We start from the raw sequence: 22205 nt of genomic DNA, 5'->3' as shown, positions 1-22205 counted from the left end.
TACAAGATGCCACATTTCAGCGGTGTTTCATCACCCTATGTTGTTATCTGAGCGTTTCCTAATCGTTTGGGTGTTTTGTCTTACGGCCCACGGCCTGGAGGAACGACCGGCGGGCCGCGGCGACGTGCGCGACCGCTCTGGCCTGCGCTTCGTCCTCGTCACCAGCCACGATCGCCTCGCACAGGCTCAGGTGCTCGGTCCAGGAGTGCGGGCCGCGCGCGGCGGCGGTCTGGCTGAAGACCCACTGCGCCCGTTGGAGCATCGGCTTCATCATCAGCGCCAGGTACGAGTTGCCCGTCGCCTCGCCCACGGCCAGGTGGAAGGCCGTGTTGAGATCGGCCACCGCCTCCAGCCGCCCCGCCTCGACCGCCTCCTTCGACTGCTCCAGCAGCCCGCGCAGCCGCTCCGCCGCCGCTGGGGAGCGCTTGCGTGCGGCCAGCCGGGCCGCCAGGCCCTCGATGGCCATGCGCACGTCGAAGAGCTCCTCGCCCTCCTCGGCCGACAACCGGGCCACCGTCGCGCCCAGCCGGGGGACGACCTGGATGAAACCCTCGGCGGCCAGCACGCGGATGGACTCGCGCACGGGGTTGCGTGAGACGCCGAGCGCGGCGGCCAGCCGGTCCTCGACCAGGCGTTCACCTTGGGCGAGCTCGCCGGAGAGTATGCGGCGGCGCAGCTCCATGGTGACCTCGTCACGCAAGGTCTGATGGGCCCCGCCCAGCGTCATATCAGTCATAGGGGGATTTATCGTATACAAGAACTTAGGGATGACGCGCAGGGTACCAGTCCGCGTCCGTAACGTCCCTGGCCACCTCCCACAACCGGTCGAACTCCGCCACGAAGTACTGGCACCACGCGTGCTCGCGGCGGTTGGAGAGCGTGAAGCCGGGGGTCGGGCCAGGCGAGCGGTGGCCGCCCAGCTCCACATGGACGAGGCCGTCGTCGTCGCCGGGGTCCGCCGCGAACATCATGAACGCCGGCACGAACGGCAGCAGCCGCACCTCCAGGCGGTCCCTGGCGGGCAGGTCGCGCAGGAGGTACAGGGTGGATCTGGCGCGGTGCTCGAACACCTCCGGCTGGTCCGGGATCGTGGACCGCCTGGCGGCCTCCTCCGGCACCGGGCCCGCCGGGTCGATCACCAGCACCTTGACCGACGCCCCTCGCTCCAGCGCCTTGCGCAGGTCGTTGACGTAGGAGCGCACCGTGCGGTTGAGCGTCACGCCGACGAAGCGGAGCTCCAGCGCGTGGGCGACGCGGGCGTCGAACCCCGTCGTGTCTCCGGACAGGAAGTCACCGCCCGCCTGCCCGCCCGCTTCCACCAGGCGGGCCACCTGCTTCTCCAGCTCGGCGACCTGGTGGCGGGGGCCCAGCGCGTTCACCGCCACCAGGGCCAGGGTCGCCAGTGTGGCGGCGCCCACGACCTTGGTGTTCACCAGGTCGAAGACGCCGAGCACGCCGACCGCCAGGGCTATCGACGCCGTCAGGTAGATCTCGAGGTTCTTGCCCGTGGCGAGGTCCGCGCGTAATCGCGCCAGTGGCCGCATGCCGCGATATCTACCCCACGCCGGCCATCCTCGCGCACCGTCCTGCCGCGCGGCGGTTGCTGCGCGTGCGTCCTGCCGTGCGGCGGCTTTCCGTGCGTACGTCCTGCCGCGCGGGCGCTCTTCTTGGCGCGCTGGCTACCCCGCGACGGCATCTTTCCCGGCGGCGGCCTGCTTCTTCGCGCGCAGCCACAACCACAGGGCGGTGCCGTACATGCCCAGGCCCAGGAGCACGAAGGCGAACGCCACCGGCCACCGCAACCCCGGCGGCATGTGCGTGGCCAGGAACCACGACTGCTCGAGCCGCCCGTTCGCCAGGAACACCATCGCCACGATGCCCTGCGGCGCCAGCGGGATCGCGCCGAGCGACGCGCACACCATCACGATGGTCCGCTGCGTCTTCGACAGGTTGTCGGGCAGCTTGAACGTCTCCGACGCCTTGCCGCTGTCGGGGCGGCGGCCCGTACGCATGAGGTGCAGCAGCTCGGGCCCCTGCGCCGTCAGCCGCCGCTCCGCCAGCAGCCCGAACCCCCACCAGCACAGCACCCCCGTCGCCAGCCCGACCGGCACGCCCCACCAGCCGTAGAACACCGCCACCAGCACGGCGGGCGCCGCGGTGAGCGCCACCAGGAGCAGCACCAGGTACGCCATGCCGGTGGCCGAGCCGTCGTCCTCGGTCGTCCGCAGCGGGTTGCCGCCCCGGTTCTTCGGGTCGATGCCCGGGATCAGCCCGGCCACCGACACCAGTGGCACCAGCCCCATCGCCCCGCCGAGCAGCGCGAACGTGGCCGCCATGACCAGCGCCCACGGCCCGTTCACGGCCGCCGTGCAGACCACCGCCAGCACCAGCCCGATCGGCCCCACGGCCGCCAGCCACGCGAGCTGCCTGCCGCGCACGTCGGAGGCGCCCGGCGTCATCAGCGTCAGCCAGTGGGCGGTGCCGTCGGTGCCGTACGCGTTGGCGGTCATCGCCGCCGCCATCACGATGAAGATGGGCCCGGCCAGCGGCATCATCTGCGAGATGCCCACCATCAGCGGCACCGCCGCGAAGGCCACGCCGTACGTGAACGCGAACGCGAGCTGGTGGTTGCGCACCAGGTCACGCGTCCACGACCGCAGCTCCTTGGCGACGACCGCGCCGCGCGGCCCTGAGGCGCGCATCGGCCTGCGCCCCCGCGTGGACGGCCGGCTGCGGCCCGTCCGCCTGGTCAGCAGTGCCGCCCACGCCGCCAGCAGCAGCACGATCAGCACCGCCATCGCGGCCAGAGCCAGGTACTGCCCCCGCACGGCGAGCAGCCCCCATCCGGACGGCAGGTACCGGACGAACTCCGGGATCTGCCCGCCCTGCCCGAAGGCCACCATGAACACCCAGATCTGCCCGAGGAAGGCGAGGATCACGCCGTTGACCAGCCCGGCGCCGATCGCCCCGATCCTGGAGCCCAGCGCGAGGCCGAGCAGCGCCACGGTCACCTTCGACAGCAGCACGAACACGGCGAGCTGCAGCACCATCGCCGGCACGGCCACCAGCGCCCCTGCCAAGCCCTCGCGTACGCCCGCGACCAGCAGCCCCGCCAGCGCCAGCAGGCTGACCGCCGGAGCCATCCCCACGAACGCCGCCACCAGCAGCCCGGCCGCCATGCGCTGCGGACGCAGCCCGAGCAGCGAGAAGAACTCGGGCCGCAGCGTCTCGTCGCCGCCGCCGGAGAACACCGGGCCGATGATCCAGCCGAGCATCCACACGCTGTACGTGACGGCCAGCCAGTCGCCGTCCAGGAACGCCAGCACGATCGTGCCGCCCGCCAGCAGGACGCCGAGCGAGCCCGCGGACACCATCGTGCTGCCCTGCTGTCCCTTCATCGAGTGGCGCAGGATCGACAGCTTCATCCTGGCCATGGTCAGCGCTACAGCCACGACAGCCCCCTGGCGGCCGTGGAGCCGGCGCCGACCAGCTCGACGAACCTGTCCTCCAGCGTCGCCGAGCCGCGCACCTCGGCCAGCGAGCCCGCGGCCGCCACCCGTCCCTTGTCGATCACGCCCACGTGGTCGCAGAGCTGCTCCACCAGCGCCATCACATGGCTGGACAGCACGACCGAGCCGCCGCCCGCCACGAAGTCGCGCAGGATCTGCTTGATCGACGCCGCCGACACCGGGTCCACCGCCTCGAACGGCTCGTCCAGCACCAGCAGCCTGGGCGCGTGCAGCAGCGCCGTGGCCAGGCCGATCTTCTTGCGCATGCCGGTCGAGTACTCGATGACCAGCGTCTTCTCCGCCGCGTCCAGCTCCAGCACCGACAGCAGCTCCTCGGCCCGCCCGGCCACCACCTCCTTGCTCAGCCCGCGCAGCAGGCCGAGATAGGTCAGCACCTCGCGGCCGGTGAGCCGCTCGGGCATGGCCATCCCGTCGGGCAGCACGCCGACGAGCTGCTTGGCCGTGGCGGGGTCGGACCACACGTCCGCGCCGAAGATCTGCGCGGAGCCCGCGTCGGGCCGCAGCAGGCCCACCGCCATGGACAGCGTGGTCGTCTTACCGGCGCCGTTCTGCCCCACCAGGCCGTAGAAGGAACCCTGGGGAACGGTCAGATCGACGTGGTCGACGGCGACGTTCTCACCGAAGGTCTTGGCCAGGCCCTTGATCACTAAAGCCGGCGCTGTCATGGCTGTCTCCTGGTCGCGATGGTGAAGGTGGTGACCAGCTCGTCGGCGAGCAGGTCGAGGTCGAATTCGGGGTCGTTGAGCAGCAGCCCTGGCACCGCGTCGATCGCTCCCCGGATGGCGATCGCCATGCTGAGCTGGTCGAAGTCGCGGAACTCACCGGCGCGCTGCCCCCAGTCCAGCAGCTTGCGCAGGTCGTCGATCGCCACCTCCGACTGCCGCGCGTACGGGTGCGGGTCGCCGTCCTCGCCGGTGGCGTGCGTGACGATCTCCACCAGCGCCAGGAGGGGCTTGCGGTGCACGCGCATGAACTCGAGGTTGCTCTCGAGGTAGGCGCGCAGGCCCTGCGCCGCGGTGGGCTGGGCGAGGATGCGCGGGACCATCAGGTCGGTGGCGAGCTTGGCGACGTGCGCTACCACTGCCTGGATGAGGGGGGACTTGCCGCCGAAGTGGTACGAGATCACGCCGGTGCTGATCTTGGCTTGTCTGGCGATTCTGGCCAGGGTCGTGTTGGCGTAGCCGTGGTCGGCGAGGACGTCTATGGCGCACTCGATGATCTGGGCTCGGCGAATCTCTTCAATGAAGGTTCGACTTTCTGGCGGCACGGTCAGGACTTTAAACGGTCATTCAAATTTTGGGAAGACCGGCCTACCGCACCCCTTCGCCATTCGCGCGACCGGCCCCGTGGGTCAGGCGCGCAACCGCAGCCCGCGCGGTGTCGGGTGGAAGCCCGCCGCCTCCAGCGCGGCAGCCAGCGGCGAGTCCACGATCGACCCGCCATCGGCCCGCTCCACCGTCAGCTTGCCGAGCGCCCCGTCCCGCACAGCCAGAGCCAGCGCGTCAACCGCCGGCTGCAGCCGATCGCCATCGGTGAACGACAGCAGCGTCTTGCCCCCGCGCTCCACGTACAGCACCAGATGACCATCCACCAGCACCACCAGCGACCCCGCCTTCCGCCCTGGCTTGTGCCCGACGTCACCGGGATGCTGCGGCCACGGCAGCGCGGCGCCGTACGGGCTGGCCGGGTCGGCGGCGGCCAGCACCACGGCCCGCCGCCCCTCACCGCTCCCCGAGGATCCGATCCCCGGCGCCATGGCCCGCATCCGGTCCACCGCCCCTGGCAGCGCGAACTGCGCCCCGCCGAGCCCTTCGACGAAGTAGCCCCTGCGGCACCGCCCGCTCTCCTCGTACGCCCGCAGCACCTGGTAGATCGGCGTGAACCCGCCCGGCAGCCGCTCCGACGTCACCGCCCCCCGCGTCACGACGCCGTGCCGTTCCAGCAGCACCTCGGCCTGGGCGTGCGCCCGCTGGGTGGCGTCGTCGGCGGCAGAGGGCAGCAGCCACCACCGGCCGGCCACGGTCGGCGGGCCGCTCCTGCTCGGCAGCACCGCCCTGCGCCGCCGCGTCGTGGCGGGCCGGTGCGCGGGGCGTCCGGTGCCGAGCGTGGCCCGCAGCGGGGCGAGCGTGTCGCCGGAGACCCGCCCCGACCACACCAGGTCCCACAGCGCGGCCACCAGCGTGGCGTCGTCCTGGGTGGAGCCGAACTGGTCGGAGAGGCCGCGGAAGAACAGCGCGCCGCCCCCGCCGAGCAGCTCCAGCACCCGCTCGTGCACCGGCGTCATCGTGATCTCGGCGGGCTCAGGGAGCAGCAGCGGCGCGGTGTCGGCGAACAGGAGCGACACCCAGCCGTCGCCGCCGGGCAGCGAGCCCTGCCCCACCCACATCACGTCGCCTGCCGAGGTCAGCTCGTCGAGCAGCGCCGGGTGATAGCCGGGCACGCGCGACGGCAGCACCAGCGTCTCCAGCGCCGACGCGGGCACGGCCGCGCCCTGGAGTTGCTCGATCGATCGCACCAGCGCGTCCATCGCCCGCGCCGAACCTGCCGGGCCGCGCGCGTCCATGCCGAAACCGGACGCCCCGCGCCCGCCCGCGTCCGCGCCAAAGCCGGACGCCCCGCGCCCGCCCCCACCCGCACCTGCCTTGTCGGTGCCGACGCCTGTGATGCCGTGCCAGGCGGGCAGGAACAGCGCGAGCGTCTCGGGCGCGACCGGCTCCACCTCCTTGCGCAGCCGGGCCAGCGACCTGCGGCGCAACATCCGCAGCACCCCGGCGTCGCACCACTCCTCGCCCCGCCCGCCGGGCCGGAACTCGCCGCTGACCACCCGCCCGGTCGCGGCCAGCCGCCGCAGCGCGTCGCTGACCACCGCCACGCCGAGCCCGAACCGGGCGGCGGCGGTGCCGGCGTGGAACGGGCCGCGGGTGCGGGCGTGCCGCGCCACCAGGTCGGCGAGCGGATCGGTCACCGGCTCCAGGAACGCGTGCGGGATCCCGACGGGCAGCGGCACGCCCAGCGCGTCACGCATGCGCGCGGCGTCCTCGATGGCGGCCCACTGCTCCTCGCCGGCGATGCGCACCCTGATCGCCCGGCGGGCGCGTTCGAGCTCCTCCAGCCAGGCGGGGTCGCCGCCGCGTACGCTCACGTCGGGCGCCAGCAGCGGCCCGTGGGAGCGCAGCAGGTCGGCGAGGTCCTCCAGGTCGCGCAGCGGCCGGTCGAGGCGGGCCAGCTCGCGCTCGCTGTCGGAGATCACGTCGGGGTCGAGCAGCTCGCGCAGGTCGGCCTGGCCGAGCAGCTCGGCCAGCAGCGTGGTGTCGAGCGCGAGGGCCTGCGCCCGGCGTTCGGCCAGCGGGGCGTCGCCCTCGTACATGAACGCGCCCACGTAGTGGAACAGCAGCGCGGCGGCGAACGGCGAGGCCTGCGACGTCTCCACCTCGACCACCCGCACCCTGCGCGCGGCGACGTCGCGCATGAGCTGCACCAGGCCGGGCACGTCGAAGACGTCCTGGAGGCACTCGCGCATCGTCTCCAGCACGATCGGGAACGAGGCGTACTGCGAGGCCACCCCGAGCAGGTGGGCGGCCCGCTGCCGCTGCTGCCACAGCGGGCTGCGGCGGCCGGGCACGCGGCGCGGCAGCAGCAGCGCCCGGCCCGCGCACTCCCTGAACCGGGAGGCGAACATGGCCGACCCGCCCAGCTCCTCCGTGACGATCTGCTCGATCTCCTCCGGGTCGAACGCCGCCACGTCGGTGGGCGGCTCGGCCAGCGTGTCGGGGATGCGCAGCACGATGCCGTCGTCGGAGTGCACGGCCTGCACGTCGATGCCGTAGCGTTCGCGCAGCCGCCGGTTGATCGCCAGCGCCCACGGGGCGTGCACCCGGGCGCCGTAGGGGGAGTGGATCACCACCCGCCAGTCGCCCAGCTCGTCGTGGAAGCGCTCGACCAGCAGCGTGCGGTCGTCCGGGACGTATCCCGTCGCCTCGCGCTGCTCCTGGAGGTAGGCCAGCAGGTTGCCGGAGGCGTACTCGTCGAGGCCGGCCGCCCGCATCCGCTCCGTCGAGCCCTGTTTGGCCTGCTCGCGCAGGAACTGCCCGATCGCCCTGCCCAGCTCGGCCGGCCGCCCCGGCGCGTCGCCGTGCCAGAACGGCAGCTTGCCCGGCTGCCCCGGCGCGGGGGAGACGAGCACCCGGTCGGCGGTGATGTCCTCGATCCGCCAGGAGCTGGCGCCCAGCACGAACACGTCGCCGACGCGCGACTCGTACACCATCTCCTCGTCCAGCTCGCCCACCCTGGAGGCGCGCTCGCCCACCAGGAACACGCCGAACAGGCCCCGGTCGGGGATCGTGCCGCCGTTGGTCACCGCCAGCCGCTGCGCGCCCGGCCGGCCCTGGAGGGTGCCGGTCACGCGGTCCCACACGATGCGGGGGCGCAGCTCGGCGAACTCCTCGCTCGGGTAACGCCCCGCCAGCATGTCGAGCGTGGCCTCCAGCGCGCTGCGCGGCAGCGTGGCGTACGGGGCCGCGCGCCTGATCACGCCCTCCAGCTCGTCGACCGTCCACTCGTCGAGCGCGGTCATCGCCACGATCTGCTGGGCCAGCACGTCGAGCGGATTACGCGGATAGCGCAGCTCCTCGATCAGGCCGCTCTTCATCCGCTCGGCCACCACGGCCGTCTGCACCAGATCGCCCCGGTACTTGGGGAAGATGACGCCCCTGGACACCGCGCCCACCTGGTGCCCCGCCCGGCCGATGCGCTGCAGCCCGCTCGCCACGCTCGGCGGCGCCTCCACGCACGCCACCAGGTCCACCGCGCCCATGTCGATGCCCAGCTCCAGGCTGGAGGTGGCGACCACGGCAGGCAGACGGCCCGACTTCAGCGCCTCCTCGATCTGCGCCCGCTCCTCCTTGGAGACCGAGCCGTGGTGAGCGCGTACGATCTCCGTCACGACGCCCTTGCTCGCCCCCGCCTGCGCCATCACCTCGGCGGGCATGGGCCTGGACGGGCCCGTCTCCCAGATGGACAGATCGACGGTCTCCGTGCCCTGCCGGCGTTCGTAGGCCAGCTCGTTGAGCCGGGTGCACAGCCGCTCCGCCAGCCGCCGCGAGTTCGCGAACACGATCGTGGAGCTGTGCGCCTCGATCAGGTCGAACAGCCGGTCCTCGACGTGCGGCCAGATCGACCGGTTGCCCGGCTCGGGCGCGAACTCCTCCTGGGACGCTGGCTGAGCGCGGCCCTCCATCTCCGTCATGTCCTCGACGGGGACGACGACCTCGACCTCGATCACCTTGTCGGACGGCGGCTGCACCACGGTCGCCGGGCGCGTCCCGCCCAAGAACGCCGCCACCTCGCTCACCGGCCGTACGGTCGCCGACAGCCCCACCCGCTGCGCCGGCCGTTCGAGCAGCGCGTCGAGCCGCTCCAGGCTCAGCGCGAGATGAGCGCCGCGCTTGGTGCCCGCGACCGCGTGCACCTCGTCCACGATCACCGTCTCCACCTCGCGCAGCGCCTCCCGCGCCTGGCTGGTGAGCAGCAGGAACAGCGACTCAGGGGTGGTGATCAGGATGTCGGACGGCTTCGCCGCGAACCGCCTGCGGTCCTCGGCGGGGGTGTCGCCCGAGCGGATCGCCACCGAGATCTCCGGCACCGGCAGGCCGAGCCGCCGAGCCGTCTGCTTCAGCCCGGCCAGGGGGGCGCGCAGGTTGCGCTCGACGTCCACGGCGAGGGCCTTGAGCGGCGACACGTACAGCACCCGCGTGCCCTTGCGCTCCTTCCTGGAGTCCTCCTCCTGCTTGCCCTTCTCGGAGTCCTCCTCCTGCTCGCTCGACGCGGCGGCCAGCCGGTCGAGCGACCACAGGAACGCCGCCAGCGTCTTGCCCGAGCCCGTGGGCGCGACGACCAAGGTGTGGTCGCCACGCGAGATCGACTCCCACGCCCCCTCCTGGGCGGCCGTGGGCGCGTGGAAGGCCCCGGCGAACCATTGCCTGGTCACCTGGCTGAACTGGTCTAGCGAGCTCACCTGCACATAGTGCCTCCCGGCACCGACAGAAAACGCATTTGGCGCGGCGGCGTGTGATTGAGGGGGCGTCTTGGCGGACATAGAGCCCCCGTGACCATCGATTACGCGGCCATCGAAGCCCGCCGAGCGGAGATCCGACAACGCTACGCCTTACCGCACCGGCCATCGAGCAGCGCGCGCGGCCTGCATCACGCGGCGTTGATCTCGTCCGACGTGGAACGCACCATCAAGTTCTACCAGGACCTCCTGGAGTTCCCGCTCACCGAGATCATCGAGAATCGCGACTACAAAGGGTCGAACCACTTCTTCTTCGACATCGGCAACGGCAACCTGCTCGCCTTCTTCGACTTCCCGGGCCTCGACCTCGGGCCGTACCAGGAAGTGCTCGGCGGGCTGCACCACATCGCGATCTCCGTCGACCCCGCCACGTGGGAGAGACTGCGCGGGAAGCTGGAGATGGCCGGCGTGCCGCACCAGATAGAGAGCGGCGCCTCCATTTACTTCAAGGACCCCGACGGCGCCCGGCTGGAGCTGCTCGCCGACCATCTCGGTGAGATGTACGGCGCGCGGGTGTTGTGACCCGTGAGGTGACTAACGCCGCGACGCCCTGCGCGTACGCGGCTTACCCGCACGCGGCTCCTGCCTGATGCCCGCGTGCCGTTCGGCACGCTCGAGCTTCTCCTTCCGTACGGTCAACCGCAGCGCGAGCAGTAACCGGCGGCGCTTGGCCCTGTTGGCCTTCGTCTTGGCTGTCTTCGGGGGTGAAGACTTGGGGGTCTTTGGCATGGGGATGTCCTACCCACACCTCGCACGCTTCCATACTTGAGTTCATGCGCCTGACGGAGTTCTGGAGACGGATGAACGCTCACTTCGGCGAGATGTACGCGGAGTCGTGGGCACGCGACTACGTCCTGGCGCCGCTCGGCGGTCGCACCGTCGTGCAGGCGCTGGCCGACGGCGAGAGCGCCAAGACGGTGTGGCGGGCGGTCTGCCAGGTGGAGGACGTCTCGCCCAAGCTGCGCTAGACCGCCCTCGCCTGAGTCAGGCCGGCTGCCCCATGCCGAGTGCGTCCCGCAGCGCCGTGGCCGTGCGCTCCAGGTCGGTCGCGGGGCACTGCCCGCCCGGCGACCACAGGAACTGCCAGCCGTTGCCCGTCGGGGTGGCGAAGATGAGCGTCTGGCGGCCGGTGCGGGGATGCCACACCCACAACACCGGGTCGTCCCCGCCGACCATGCGGCTGACCAGGCCGTGAGCGGGTAGCTGCTCGGCGAGTGCCTCGAGATGGACGCGTCGTTCCCCGGTGTAGCCGCTCGCCACGTGCCGCCTCCAGTTGTCGCCCTGGAGTGAGTCTCCCCAGCTCATCCAGCCTGACAACACGTGGGAGCCAACCACCCGCAGACGTATTCTCCCGGACGTCCGGAGGGGCGTTTCCGGGGCGCCCGGCGGTGTGTTTCCGGGACGGTCGGCCGCTTCTTTCCGGGCGCCCGGCCGCGCGCGTACAGGCTCGTCACGCCTGTTCCCGCACGAACTTCGGACACCCTTGAAGAGACCCTGGGCCGCAGGCCCGGGCGGCTTCACCCAGCACCCACCGCTGAGAGGCCGATCCGGCACCCTCTCAGGGACGACCTGCGTGTTCCTGCTGTGATCGAACAGCCGTTCGGCTACGATGGACCCAGCCGGGCAGCCACGTCTTCCCCGACACTTCCCCGACACGGCAGAAATTGTCGGTGGCAGGCCGTAGCTTTCACTCGACTGATCGGACCACGACCCTCCAGGGGGAGTTCCCATGGCTATCAACGACCGCGAGAAGGCCCTCGAGACCGCGCTCGCTCAGATCGAGCGACAGTTCGGCAAGGGCTCCGTCATGAGACTGGGCGACGACGCCCGAGCTCCCATCGAGGTGATCCCCACGGGGTCGATCTCCCTTGACGTCGCCCTCGGCATCGGCGGCCTGCCGCGCGGCCGCATCGTGGAGATCTACGGCCCGGAGTCCTCGGGTAAGACCACGATCGCGCTGCACGCCGTGGCCAACGCCCAGCGGGCCGGTGGCATCGCGGCGTTCGTCGATGCCGAGCACGCCCTCGACCCCGAGTACGCCAAGAAGCTGGGGGTCGACACCGACGCCCTGCTGGTCTCCCAGCCCGACACGGGTGAGCAGGCGCTCGAGATCGCCGACATGCTGATCAGGTCCGGCGCCGTCGACATCATCGTCATCGACTCGGTCGCGGCCCTGGTGCCCAAGGCCGAGATCGAGGGCGAGATGGGCGACAGCCACGTCGGTCTCCAGGCCCGCCTCATGTCCCAGGCCCTGCGCAAGATCGCCGGCGCCCTCAACAGCACCGGCACCACCGCCATCTTCATCAACCAGCTCCGCGAGAAGATCGGCGTCATGTTCGGCAGCCCCGAGACCACGACCGGTGGTAAGGCGCTGAAGTTCTACGCCTCGGTCCGTATGGACATCCGCCGCATCGAGACCCTCAAGGACGGCACGGAGGCGGTCGGCAACCGCACCAGGATCAAGGTCGTCAAGAACAAGATGGCCCCGCCCTTCCGCGTCGCCGACTTCGACATCCTCTACGGCGTGGGCATCTCCCGCGAGGGCGGCCTCATCGACATGGGCGTGGAGCACGGCTTCGTCCGCAAGTCCGGCGCCTGGTACACCTACGAGGGCGACCAGCTCGGCCAGGGCAAGGAGAACGCCCGCAACTTCCTGAAGAACCACCCCGACATGGCCAACGAGATCGAGAAGAAGATCAAGGACAAGCTGGGCGTCGGCCCGCGCCTCGACGCCCCGGCCGAGGCCGCCGCCGCTGCTCCCGCGCCGGTCGCCGCCCCCTCGGGCCGTGGCTCCAAGTCCACCCCCAAGCCGGGTGACGTCTGATCGCTGACCCCATGAGCAGCACGGACCGGCCGCAAGCGCCCCAGCCGCCAGACCGGGGCGCCTGGCCCAACCCCTCGTCCTCGTCCCCCCGCACGCGCGACCTGGCCCGCTCAGCCACGGAGGCCTGGCCGTCGGTGTCGGAGTGGCGCGAGCAACGCGACCGCATGCGCACCGCCACCTCTCCTGCCACGTACGGCACCGACGAGGGTTCCGAGGGAGACGGCCGAGACAACTCAGAAGCTGAGAAGAACTCCGACTCCGAGATCTCACACGCCGAGATCTCGCACGCTGAGGGCTCCGGCACCAAGGGTTTGGATGGCCAGGGCTCGGGCGCTGAAGGCTCGGGCGCTGGGAGCCTGGGTGCCGAGGGCTCGGGGGCCGAAGGCTCGGGTGCCAAGGGCTCACCCGAGGGACGGCGTCCTGGAGACGAATGGCACTCCGAGGTGCTGGCCGGGAGCAGTTGGTTCGCGGCCGAGCCAAGCGAGAGCACCGGACAGGAGAGCCGCAAACGCAGTCGCCGATCCAGCGCCGCAGGGAGCTTCGGCGGCGACGCCGAGCGGCACGATGAGGGGCCCGGCTGGCCCGGCGAGGACGGGCTGGATGGCCGCAGACGCGGTCGCCGATCCGGCAGCGCCAGGCGCTTCGGCAGCGGCACTGGGCAGTCTGACGAGGGCACTGGGCAGTCTGACGAGGGCACTGGGCAGTCTGCCGATGGTGCTTGGGAGTCTGACGGCGGTCTCGGCAGTTTCGGCGGCGGTGCCGAGCGGCACGATGGGGGGCCCGGCTGGCTCGGTAGAGGTGTCGGGCAGGCCGAGGAGAGCCCAAGGCAGGTCAGCGCGTCCGCCGGGCAGGCCAGCAAGCCCGCCGGGCAGGCCAACAATGCCGCCGGGCAGGCCAATGATTCTGCTGGGCAGGCCGAGGAGAGCGCCGGCCGGTTCGGGAGCAAGGCTGGGGGGCGCTCTCGGCGAGGAGGGCGCAAGAGCGCTCGACAACGGGGCTGGCTTTCTGACGGGTCTGACGGGCCCGATGCCGAGAGCCCGGCCGCCACGAGCCCCCAGGCGGACCCGGAGTCGGTGGCCCGGGCCATCTGCCTGCGCCTGCTCACCATGGCCCCCAAGACCCGCGCCCAGCTCGCCGAGGCCCTGCGCAAGCGGGACGTGCCGGAGGAGGCCGCCGAGGCGGTGCTCAGCCGGTTCTCGGAGCTCGGGCTGATCAACGACGAGGCGTTCGCCGCGGCCTGGGTCGATTCCCGCCACCACGGCCGGGGGCTGGCCAAGCGCGCCCTGGCGGCCGAGCTGCGTCGCCGGGGGGTGGACGGTGACACGGTCAACGAGGCCGTGGAGCGGCTGGACCCCGACCAGGAGGAAGAGACGGCCCGGCGGCTGGTGGAACGCAAACTCGCCTCCACCCGCTCACTCGACCCCCAGACCCGCACCCGACGGCTGGCCGGCATGCTCGCCCGCAAGGGCTACCCCTCCGGGCTGGCCTTCCGCGTCATCCGGGAGGCGCTCGAACAGGAAGGCATCGAGGTGGAGGAGGACTTCTCCTAGGCCGACCCTTACCCGGAGCGGACGATGCCACCGGGGCGGGTGGCCGGAGCTGGGGACCTGACCGGCGGACTGATCGACTGCGCCGCCTACGTGCGGGAATGAGCCGGTAAGGAAGCGACTCCGGCGAGTGTCACACCTGAAGCGCCCGCGAATCCCGTCGGAGGGGCGGGCGCGAGGGCGGCAGACCGCGGGATGCCTCAATCGCCCGCGAACCCCGTCGGAAGGGCGGGCGCGTGGGGGGACAGGCGCGGGATGCCTCAATTGCCTGCGAATCGCGTCGGAAGGGCGGGTGCGTGGGCGACATGCCGCAGGATGCCTCCGCACGGAGGCCGGAACCGGTGCCAATGGGTGACGCCTGTCTGAACAGGGAGATGCAGGCGCGTAAGACACGCTTGATGACGCGTTTGCTTGCTCGTGACCTGTTCGACGCATAACCTCGACGGCAGTGAGGAGTTACTCCGCGCAGCGCGGATTGCCATACCGGTGAACGACGGACGAATTGAACGAGGCAGGAGAGGTGTCGGCTCGAGCGGTCGACGCCCCATCAGCCTTGACTTGACATCGATCCCGGCGATGACGCCGACAGGGCTTTCCGTGGCGCGCCTGTGACCCCTCCCGTTTTGTGGCCGCGTTATGAGTTCTTGACGACGCGAGGAGGGCGGGGCGCACATGGGGCCGCTAGTCGTGGTGCTGATGGTGGCGGTGCTCGTGCTCGCGTTCGGGATGATCGCGGCGCTGCTCGTCGTCGTACGGCGCACCTCGGGCAGCCTGCCCCGCAAGGGAAAGCCCAGCTCCGAGCAGGTCGAGGCGGTGCACGAGGAGCTGGAGCAGGCGCGGGAGGCGGCGCGGGAGATCCGCTACAAGGCGGAGACCGACGCCGAGGAGATCCTGCGCAGGTCGGAGGCGGCCACCGAGAGCGCCGCGCAGATGCGGCGCGAGGTCGAGGAGGAGAGCCGGATACTCAAGTCCGAGCTCAAGGAGCTGCGCTCGGACCTGGAGCGCCGGGAGGCCAGGCTGGCCGAGCGGGAGCAGCGGCTGGACGAGGAGGCCAGGCGGCAGGCGGAACGTGACAGGAAGCTGGCGGAGACCGAGGTCGAGCTGGCCGACCGGCGCGAGGAGCTGCTGCAGGTCGAGCAGGAACGGCGGGTCATTCTGGAGCGGGTCGCCGGGCTGACCGGTGAGCAGGCCAAGGCCGAGCTGGTCAAGGAGATCGAGAACCAGGCCAAGCGCGAGGCCGCGCTGATCGTCAGGGAGATCGAGGGGGACGCCCGCAAGGAGGGCGAGAAGCGGGCCACGAAGATCGTGACGCTGGCCGTGCAGCGGCTGGCCGCCGAGCAGACGGCCGAGTCGGTCGTGAGCGTGCTGCACCTGCCGGGCGACGAGATGAAGGGACGGATCATCGGCCGCGAGGGCCGCAACATCCGCGCCTTCGAGTCCACGACCGGCGTGAACCTCATCATCGACGACACCCCCGAGGCGGTGCTGCTGTCGTGTTTCGACCCGGTCAGGCGGGAGACGGCGCGGCTGACGCTGGAGAAGCTGGTGCTCGACGGCCGCATCCATCCGCAGCGCATCGAGGAGGCGCACGACCGCAGCCGCCAGGAGGTCCAGGACCTGTGCGCGCGGGCCGGTGAGGACGCCCTCGTCGAGCTGGGGATCACCGACATGCACCCCGAGCTGACGCTGCTGCTCGGCCAGCTCCGCTACCGCACCTCCTACGGGCAGAACGTGCTCAAGCACCTCATCGAGTCCGCCCACATCGCCGGCATCATGGCCGCCGAGCTGAAGATGAACCAGACGCTGATGAAGCGCTGCGCCCTGCTCCACGACATCGGCAAGGCCCTGACGCACGAGGTCGAGGGCAGCCACGCGCTGATCGGGGCGGAGATCGCCCGCAGGTACGGCGAGGAGGAGGACGTGGTGCACGCCATCGAGGCGCACCACAACGAAGTCGAGGTGCGTACCGTCGAGGCGGTCCTCACCCAGGCGGCCGACGCGGTCAGCGGCAGCCGGCCCGGCGCGCGGCGCGAGTCCCTGGAGGCGTACGTCAAGCGGCTGGAGCGGCTGGAGGAGATCGCGCAGTCGTACGACGGGGTGGAGAAGGTGTTCGCGATGCAGGCCGGGCGGGAGATCCGGGTCATGGTCAAGCCGGACGCCATCGACGACATCCAGGCTCAGGTGATCGCCCGGGATGTGGCCAAGCAGGTGGAGGAGGAGCTGACGTATCCGGGGCAGATCCGCATCACGGTGGTGCGGGAGTCGCGGGCGACCGAGTTCGCCCGCTGACCCCGTGCGCCTGACCTGCGTGCGAGGCTGACCTGTGTGTGCGGTTGACCTGCGTGCGAGGCTGACCTGTGTGTGCGCCTGACCTGCGTGCGAGGCTGACCTGTGTGTGCGCCTGACCTGCATGTGCGGCAGACCTGCGTGTGCGCCTGATCTCCGGAGTTTGGCCTCCGGTTGCCGGTTCTAGGAGAAGATCTGCTGGTAGAAGGCCAGTTCGGCGGCGAGGGCCGCGGCGCGGGTCTCCGTGCGGCGGAAGCCGTGGGACTCGCCCTCGAAGGCCAGGTACGTGCACGGCACCCCTCGTTCGGCGAGCGCGTCGGCGAAGGCCGTGGACTGCTCGGGCGGCACCACAGGATCGTCGAGGCCCTGGAGGAGCAGCATGGGGCAGCTCACCCCGTCCACGAGCGCGAGCGGCTCCCGTGATGCGTACACCTGCGGATCCTCCGGGCCGACCAGCCACTCCACGTAGCGGGACTCGAAGTCGTGGGTGTGCGCGGTCAGCGGGGCGAGGGCGCTGATGCCGTAGTACGAGACGCCGCCGGCGAAGACATCCGAGCGGCAGCAGGCCGCCATCACCGTCCAGCCGCCCGAGCTGCCGCCGCGTACCGCGATCTTGCCGGGGTCGGCGAGGCCCTGGGCGGCGAGCCAGCGGGCGGCGGTGATCGCGTCCTCGACGTCCACCACGCCCCACTGGCCCTTGAGGCGGTCGCGGTAGGCCCGGCCGTAGCCGGTGGAGCCGCCGTAGTTGAGGTCGAGGACGCCGATGCCGCGTGAGGTGAGGAACGCCTTTTCCAGGTCGAGTGCGGTGTCGGCGTGGGCTGTCGGGCCGCCGTGCACGAAGATCACGTATGGGGGAGTGCCGTTGGTGTCGGTGTCGGTGGCGGCGGGGTGGGGCGGGTACAGGAACGCGTGCACGTCCTCCGTCAGGACGTGTGCGCCGCCCGCCAGGACGGGCGCACCCTCCGCCAGGTCGTGCGTGTGGCCGGTCGGGTCGTGTGCGCCTTCGGCCAGGTCGTGCGTGTGGCCGGTCGGGTCGTGTGCGCCTTCGGCCAGGTCGTGCGTGTCGCCTGTCGGGCCGTGCGGGACTTCGGCCAGGTCGTGCGTGTGGCCGGTCGGGTCGTGTGCGCCTTCCGCCAGGTCGTGCGTGTCGCCTGCCGGGCCGTGCGGGACTTCCTCCAGGTCGTGTGTGTCGCCTGTCGGGCCGTGCGCGTCCTGCGGTGGTGGCCCGCTGCGTCGTAGCCGGACGGCTTCAGGAACGGGCAGGTAGGCGGGGTCGGGCAGGGTGGTGAGGTCGTGGTTGAGCGTGTCGTGCCCGCCCGTCACAGCGTCCACGATCACGACCGTGCGGGGTGTTGTGGCGGCGTACCCCACCCCGATGACAGAAGTGCCGTCGGCGGTCAGCGCCGCGTTCCAGCCGCTGTACGGCAGGTCGAGGTCGGTGAGCGCGCCGGTGGCCGGGTCGAGGAGGCCGAGCCGCAGGTCGCCGCGCCCGTGCAGGACCGCGAGGCGTCCGTCGGGAAGCACGGTGTACGGCATGCCGCCGAGCTGCCACGGCGGCAGCGTGAACTCCTCCTCGGCCGGGTGAAGCGCCCGCGTGGCCTCGCCGTGCAGGCCGGTCTCGTAGAGGTTCCACCAGCCGGAGGAGTCGGAGATCAGGTAGAGCCGGGAGTCGTCCTTCCAGGCGGGGGCCAGCACGGATTCGGCGGGGCCGCCGCGGACGGTCCAGGCGGCGCCGCCCGTGAGGGGGACGACGCGGAGTTCGGTGCCGTCCCAGGGCATGCGGGGGTGGTTCCAGCAGACATAGGCGAGATGTCGTCCGTCGGGGGAGATGGCGGGGCTCGCGTAGAAGTCGCAGCCGGTGGCCCAGACGCGGGTCTCGCCGCCGTCCAGCGGGATCGCGACGACGGCCCTGGTGACCTTGCCGTTCTCGTCGTGGTGCTCGCGTACGCACCACACCTGGCCGTCGTGGACGAGCAGGTCCGCGTAGCGGCAGCCGTCGTCGGTGAGGGCGCGCGGCTCGGCGCCGCCGGACAGCACGTAGAGCCGCTGGTCGCGGAGGTTGGCGAAGACGACGTCGCCCGACGGGGTCACGGCGTACGGCCTGCCGCCGTACTCGTGCACCCGCGTGCGCGCGCACCACGGCGCGGCCAGCAGGTCGCGGCGGGTGCCGTCGGCGGCGCGGTGGACGATCACCGTGCGCCCGCCCTCGTCGGGACGGTCCTCGGTCCACCACACCCGGCCGTCGAGGGCCACGGGCCAGCCGGGACGCACGCCGGAACCGGCCACGTCTTGGGTCGAGATGGGGGAGGGCCAGAAGGGCATACCCGCATCCTGCCGGAAGATCGCTTGGAGTGCGGGCCGCTCCCCCGAGATCACGGACAGCCTTCGGGACGGGGCAGCGCGGAGGGCAGCACGAGATCGGTCCTGCCGAACCATTTGCGGAGCAACCGCGTGGTCGTCCCGTCGTGCCACATGCGGGCGATTGCCTGGTTGACGGCCTCGCAGGTGGCGGTGTCGCCCTTCTTGAGCCCGACGGCCCACTTCTCGTTCGTGATCGGGTCGTTGAGCAGCCGGAACCTGCCGGGCTCCTGCTCGGCGAAGCCCGCCAGGAGCAGGTTCTCGGTGCTGACGGCGTCGAGCTGGTTGGCGGCGAGCTTGCGTACGCAGTCGGAGTAGTTGGCGGCGTGCACCAGCGTGGCGGGCAGGCCGAGCCTGCCGTCGGGGGGCGGGTCCACGATCCGCCGGTAGGAGTTCGAGCCCTCGGCCAGGCAGATCCGCTTGCCGCGCAGGTCGCTCGTGCGGCGGATGCGGGTGTCGTCCGCGCGGACCATGGTGTCCTGGGGGACGATCGCGTACGGGCCGCCGAACGTCACCTTGGGCTTGCGGGCCTCGGTGATGGAGTAGGAGGCCACGATCATGTCCACGGTGCCGTTCTGGAGCAGCGCCTCGCGGGTGGAGGACGGCGACTCGCGCCAGGTGATGCGGACGTCGCCGCCGCCGGTGAGATGGTTGACGAGGTAGCGGGCGACGTCGGCGTCGAAGCCCTGGGGCTCGCCGTCGCCGATCTTCAGGCCGAGGCTCGGCTGGTCCCACTTCGTGCCGACGACGACGGTGCCGGTTTGCTTGATCTTGTCCACGACCGTGGCGTACGAGCCGCCGCCGCCACACGCGGCCAGCCCCACCGTCACAGCCGCTCCCGCGAGCGCCGCCCTGCGCATGTTCGCTCGGATACCCGCCGGAACGGGGCCGCAATGCCGAGGTGGGACAACCTTTGACGTCTCGGGCGGCGAGCATGACGCCGACGGACGCTGTCGCGCCGCGAGCATGACGCCGACGGGCGCTGTCGCGCGGCGAGCATGAGGCCCACGGACGCTGTCGGGCGGCGAGCATGACGCCCGCCGCCCGAAAGTGATCACTTCAACCTGGGAGGGTCACTCCAAGGGCTTGTCGGGGGCGAGGCCGCCGCCCTCGGTGCCCTGCCCCGTGGCCACGCCGACCTCGGCCGAGCCGGGCGCCGCGACCGGCCGCGCCGCCGTCTTGCGGCTGCGCCTGCTGCGCCGCTCCAGCCACGTGGCCAGGTAGCTCAGCGCCATGTTGAGCGCCACGTAGATGACGCCGATGACGATGGCCGCCGGGATCAGCGAGCCGAAGAACCGCGCCGGCAGGATCTTGAAGCCGGTGTTGAGCAGGTCGACGTAGGCGATGATGTAGCCGAGCGCGGTGTCCTTGAGCAGCACCACGAGCTGGCTGACGATGGCGGGCATCATCGCCGTGACGGCCTGCGGCAGCAGGACCAGCCTCATCACCTGGTTCTTGCGCATGCCGACCGCGTACGCGGCCTCCGCCTGCCCCTTGGGCACCGCGTGCACGCCGGCCCTGACGACCTCGGCCAGCACGGAGCCGTTGTAGAGCATGAGGCCGAGGACGAGGGCGATGAACGCGTAGTCGCCGCCGCCGGCGACCATCGGCGCCAGGTAGAAGATGAAGAAGATCAGCAGCAGCAGCGGGATGGCCCTGAACACCTCGACCACCACGCTGGCCGGCACCCGGATCCACTTGTGGTCGGAGAGCCTGGCCAGGCCGAAGACCGCGCCGAACACCAGCGCGAGCACCGCCGCCACGGCCGCCGCCTCCAGCGTGCCGATGAGGCCGGGGATGATGTAGAAGTCCCAGGTCTCCCACGACAGGAACGGCTGCCAGATCTTGCCCTCGAACTGGCCCTTGGCGTCGAAGCCGCGGTAGACGCCGTACAGCACGGCGCCGACCGCGATGACGCTGATGAGGGTCAGCCCGTGGTTGCGGATCCGCCCGCGCGGCCCTGGCGCGTCGAAGAGTACGGAGGTGCTCATCGGACCACCGCCAGCCGCCGCGCCAGCCAGCCGGTGAAGAACCCGATGGGCATGGTCAGCGCCATGAAGGCGACGACGATGCCGAGGAAGATCGGGATCGACGCGCCTGTCGTGTCAAAAGTGATCTTCATGACGGCCGCCGACTCGAGCAGGAAGCCGCCGGCGGTCGCGACCGTGGTGTTCTTGACCATGGCGATCAGCACGCTGCCCAGCGGCGCGATGACCGCGCGGAACGCCTGAGGCAGGATGATCATCGTCAGCGACTGCATGAACGTCAGCCCGATCGCCCTGGCCGCCTCGGCCTGGCCCATCGGCACCGTGTTCACGCCGGCGCGCAGCGCCTCGCACACGAAGGCCGCCGTGTAGACCGACAGGCCCATCGCCACGATCCAGAACGAGTTGGTCGTCGGCGTGTCGGAGAAGACCAGGCCGAGCTGGTCGCTCAGGCCCAGCGCGGAGAACGCCAGCACCAGCGTCAGCGGGGTGTTGCGCACCACGTTGACGTAGACCGTGGAGGCCGCCCGCATCACCGGGGTCGGGGACACCCGCATCGCCACCAGGACCGTGCCCAGGAGCAAGGAGGCGATCGCGGCGACGATCGACAGCTTGACGTTCTCCAGGAAGCCCTCTGCGAGGTCGGGGCCGTACTTGATTAGTTCGTCCATCGTGCTCCACCGCAGGGGTGACGGGCGGCCGGGTCACCGGCCGCCGTCACCGACGTGATCAGGCGCAACCCTCGGCCGTGGGCGCTTGGGTGGAGACGTTGAGGCCCTGGATGCCGCCGAACCACTTGTCCAGCAGCGTCTTCATGGTGCCGTTGCTCCACAGCGTGGCGACCGCCTTGTTGACGGCCTCGCAGGTCTTGGTGTCGCCCTTCTTCAGGCCGATGCCGTACTTCTCGTCCGTGAAGCCCTGGCCCAGCACCTTGAAGTTGCCGCCGGCCTGCTTGGCGAAGCCCGCCAGGATCAGGTCGTCGGTGGTGACCGCGTCGAGGTTGCTGCCCGTCAGCTTCTGCACGCACTCGGAGTAGTTGGCGGCGTCGACCGTGGTGGCGTCGATGTCGAGCTCGCCGTCCGGCGGCGGCTCGGTGATGCGCTTGTAGGAGTTGGAGCCCGCGGCCTTGCAGATCTTCTTGCCCTTCAGGTCCTGCGGGCTGTTGATCGAGGTGTCGTCCTTGCGGACCATGACGTCCTGGTGGGCGACGACGTACGGGCCGCCGAAGGTGACCTTGCCCTTACGCTCCTCGGTGATGGAGTAGGTGGCGAAGACGATGTCGACCGTGCCGTTCTGGAGGAACGGCTCGCGGTTGGAGGAGGCCGACTCCTTCCACTCGATCTTCACATCCTTGCCCCCGGCCACTTCCTTCAGCACGGCCTTGGCCACGTCGACGTCGAAGCCCTCGGGCTCGTTGCCCATCTTCAGGCCCAGGCTCGGCTGGTCCCACTTCGTGCCGACCACGACCGTGCCGCCGCCCGTGACCTTGTCTGCCACGGTGGCGTAGGTCTGTTCCCCACCGCCGCAAGCGGCCAGGCCCGCGGCGAGTGCCGCAATGGAGAGCACCGCTCCCGTTCGACGCATGTGCATGTGTACCTGCCTCAT

The 22205-nt window shown here is 71.1% G+C and carries 17 protein-coding genes; 5 read left to right on the top strand and 12 right to left on the bottom strand.

All coding sequences use genetic code 11. The features are described 5' to 3' along the window. Window positions 1-58 precede the first annotated feature (58 nt). From ABD331_RS06270 to ABD331_RS06245, 6 genes are all read right to left on the bottom strand, one after another. Window positions 59-736: a GntR family transcriptional regulator gene (locus ABD331_RS06270; RefSeq protein WP_344471426.1), complete on the bottom strand. Its 678-nt coding sequence runs from the start codon at window positions 734-736 to the stop codon at window positions 59-61. A 25-nt stretch (window positions 737-761) separates the two neighbouring features. Next, entirely contained in the window at window positions 762-1544 is a 783-nt protein-coding gene (locus ABD331_RS06265) for a hypothetical protein (protein WP_344471424.1), read from the bottom strand. 135 nt (window positions 1545-1679) lie between these two features. After that, on the bottom strand, window positions 1680-3452 hold the full coding sequence (locus ABD331_RS06260) for a hypothetical protein (RefSeq protein WP_344471422.1): 1773 nt from the start codon (window positions 3450-3452) through the stop codon (window positions 1680-1682). After that, window positions 3443-4195, bottom strand: coding sequence for an ABC transporter ATP-binding protein (locus tag ABD331_RS06255; RefSeq protein WP_344471420.1), 753 nt, complete (start codon window positions 4193-4195; stop codon window positions 3443-3445). Before ABD331_RS06255 ends, ABD331_RS06260 begins: the two co-directional genes overlap by 10 nt. Beyond that, window positions 4192-4797, bottom strand: coding sequence for a TetR/AcrR family transcriptional regulator (locus tag ABD331_RS06250; protein WP_344471418.1), 606 nt, complete (start codon window positions 4795-4797; stop codon window positions 4192-4194). Before ABD331_RS06250 ends, ABD331_RS06255 begins: the two co-directional genes overlap by 4 nt. A gap of 84 nt (window positions 4798-4881) precedes the next feature. After that, window positions 4882-9543, bottom strand: coding sequence for an ATP-dependent helicase (locus ABD331_RS06245; protein WP_344471416.1), 4662 nt, complete (start codon window positions 9541-9543; stop codon window positions 4882-4884). 90 nt (window positions 9544-9633) lie between these two features. On the opposite strand from ABD331_RS06245, the gene ABD331_RS06240 reads away from it, so the two are divergent. Beyond that, the gene (locus ABD331_RS06240; RefSeq protein WP_148439322.1) at window positions 9634-10122 is read left to right on the top strand and encodes a VOC family protein; all 489 of its coding nucleotides are present in this window, start codon (window positions 9634-9636) and stop codon (window positions 10120-10122) included. A gap of 251 nt (window positions 10123-10373) precedes the next feature. Further along, window positions 10374-10568, top strand: a complete 195-nt coding sequence (locus ABD331_RS06235; RefSeq protein ID WP_148439320.1) for a DUF3046 domain-containing protein — start codon at window positions 10374-10376, stop codon at window positions 10566-10568. Window positions 10569-10584: 16 nt separating this feature from the next. Here the strand turns inward: ABD331_RS06235 and ABD331_RS06230 are convergent, their stop codons facing one another. Then, window positions 10585-10905 carry a hypothetical protein gene (locus ABD331_RS06230; protein ID WP_344471414.1) on the bottom strand — a complete coding sequence of 107 codons (321 nt, stop codon included), beginning with the start codon at window positions 10903-10905 and terminating at the stop codon, window positions 10585-10587. Between the two features lie 424 nt (window positions 10906-11329). Between ABD331_RS06230 and recA the strand changes: the two genes are divergently transcribed. The 3 genes from recA to rny all read left to right on the top strand — a co-directional run bounded on the left by recA (window position 11330) and on the right by rny (window position 16260). Then, the gene (gene recA, locus ABD331_RS06225; RefSeq protein WP_344471412.1) at window positions 11330-12424 is read left to right on the top strand and encodes a recombinase RecA; all 1095 of its coding nucleotides are present in this window, start codon (window positions 11330-11332) and stop codon (window positions 12422-12424) included. A gap of 11 nt (window positions 12425-12435) precedes the next feature. After that, the gene (gene recX, locus ABD331_RS06220; protein WP_344471411.1) at window positions 12436-13974 is read left to right on the top strand and encodes a recombination regulator RecX; all 1539 of its coding nucleotides are present in this window, start codon (window positions 12436-12438) and stop codon (window positions 13972-13974) included. 669 nt (window positions 13975-14643) lie between these two features. Then, window positions 14644-16260 carry a ribonuclease Y gene (gene rny, locus ABD331_RS06215; RefSeq protein ID WP_344471410.1) on the top strand — a complete coding sequence of 539 codons (1617 nt, stop codon included), beginning with the start codon at window positions 14644-14646 and terminating at the stop codon, window positions 16258-16260. Between the two features lie 180 nt (window positions 16261-16440). Here rny and ABD331_RS06210 read toward each other — a convergent pair whose 3' ends face one another. From ABD331_RS06210 to ABD331_RS06190, 5 genes are all read right to left on the bottom strand, one after another. Beyond that, window positions 16441-18579 (bottom strand): S9 family peptidase, encoded by a 2139-nt coding sequence (locus ABD331_RS06210; protein ID WP_344471408.1) that lies wholly within the window; start codon window positions 18577-18579, stop codon window positions 16441-16443. A gap of 50 nt (window positions 18580-18629) precedes the next feature. Next, window positions 18630-19475: a glutamate ABC transporter substrate-binding protein gene (locus ABD331_RS06205; protein ID WP_344471406.1), complete on the bottom strand. Its 846-nt coding sequence runs from the start codon at window positions 19473-19475 to the stop codon at window positions 18630-18632. 213 nt (window positions 19476-19688) lie between these two features. Next, window positions 19689-20606 (bottom strand): amino acid ABC transporter permease, encoded by a 918-nt coding sequence (locus ABD331_RS06200; RefSeq protein WP_344471404.1) that lies wholly within the window; start codon window positions 20604-20606, stop codon window positions 19689-19691. Beyond that, the gene (locus ABD331_RS06195) at window positions 20603-21271 is read right to left on the bottom strand and encodes an amino acid ABC transporter permease (protein WP_344471402.1); all 669 of its coding nucleotides are present in this window, start codon (window positions 21269-21271) and stop codon (window positions 20603-20605) included. Before ABD331_RS06195 ends, ABD331_RS06200 begins: the two co-directional genes overlap by 4 nt. 58 nt (window positions 21272-21329) lie before the next feature. Next, window positions 21330-22190, bottom strand: a complete 861-nt coding sequence (locus tag ABD331_RS06190; RefSeq protein WP_344471400.1) for a glutamate ABC transporter substrate-binding protein — start codon at window positions 22188-22190, stop codon at window positions 21330-21332. Window positions 22191-22205 lie beyond the last annotated feature (15 nt).

It is taken from the genome of Nonomuraea monospora (assembly GCF_039531895.1).
In the GTDB taxonomy this organism is placed as follows: Bacteria; Actinomycetota; Actinomycetes; order Streptosporangiales; family Streptosporangiaceae; genus Nonomuraea; species Nonomuraea monospora.
Note: the sequence above shows the minus strand (reverse complement) of the source record. Positions and strands in the feature narration are given on the sequence as shown.

What these genes read in the sequence shown, in the direction of transcription:
- ABD331_RS06270 (WP_344471426.1), bottom strand. Translation starts at nt 736, where the DNA reads ATGACTGATATGACGCTGGGCGGGGCCCATCAGACCTTGCGTGACGAG.
- ABD331_RS06265 (WP_344471424.1), bottom strand. Translation starts at nt 1,544, where the DNA reads ATGCGGCCACTGGCGCGATTACGCGCGGACCTCGCCACGGGCAAGAAC.
- ABD331_RS06255 (WP_344471420.1), bottom strand. Translation starts at nt 4,195, where the DNA reads ATGACAGCGCCGGCTTTAGTGATCAAGGGCCTGGCCAAGACCTTCGGT.
- ABD331_RS06235 (WP_148439320.1), top strand. Translation starts at nt 10,374, where the DNA reads ATGCGCCTGACGGAGTTCTGGAGACGGATGAACGCTCACTTCGGCGAG.
- ABD331_RS06230 (WP_344471414.1), bottom strand. Translation starts at nt 10,905, where the DNA reads ATGAGCTGGGGAGACTCACTCCAGGGCGACAACTGGAGGCGGCACGTG.
- recA (WP_344471412.1), top strand. Translation starts at nt 11,330, where the DNA reads ATGGCTATCAACGACCGCGAGAAGGCCCTCGAGACCGCGCTCGCTCAG.
- recX (WP_344471411.1), top strand. Translation starts at nt 12,436, where the DNA reads ATGAGCAGCACGGACCGGCCGCAAGCGCCCCAGCCGCCAGACCGGGGC.
- rny (WP_344471410.1), top strand. Translation starts at nt 14,644, where the DNA reads ATGGGGCCGCTAGTCGTGGTGCTGATGGTGGCGGTGCTCGTGCTCGCG.
- ABD331_RS06210 (WP_344471408.1), bottom strand. Translation starts at nt 18,579, where the DNA reads ATGCCCTTCTGGCCCTCCCCCATCTCGACCCAAGACGTGGCCGGTTCC.
- ABD331_RS06205 (WP_344471406.1), bottom strand. Translation starts at nt 19,475, where the DNA reads ATGCGCAGGGCGGCGCTCGCGGGAGCGGCTGTGACGGTGGGGCTGGCC.
- ABD331_RS06200 (WP_344471404.1), bottom strand. Translation starts at nt 20,606, where the DNA reads ATGAGCACCTCCGTACTCTTCGACGCGCCAGGGCCGCGCGGGCGGATC.
- ABD331_RS06195 (WP_344471402.1), bottom strand. Translation starts at nt 21,271, where the DNA reads ATGGACGAACTAATCAAGTACGGCCCCGACCTCGCAGAGGGCTTCCTG.
- ABD331_RS06190 (WP_344471400.1), bottom strand. Translation starts at nt 22,190, where the DNA reads ATGCACATGCGTCGAACGGGAGCGGTGCTCTCCATTGCGGCACTCGCC.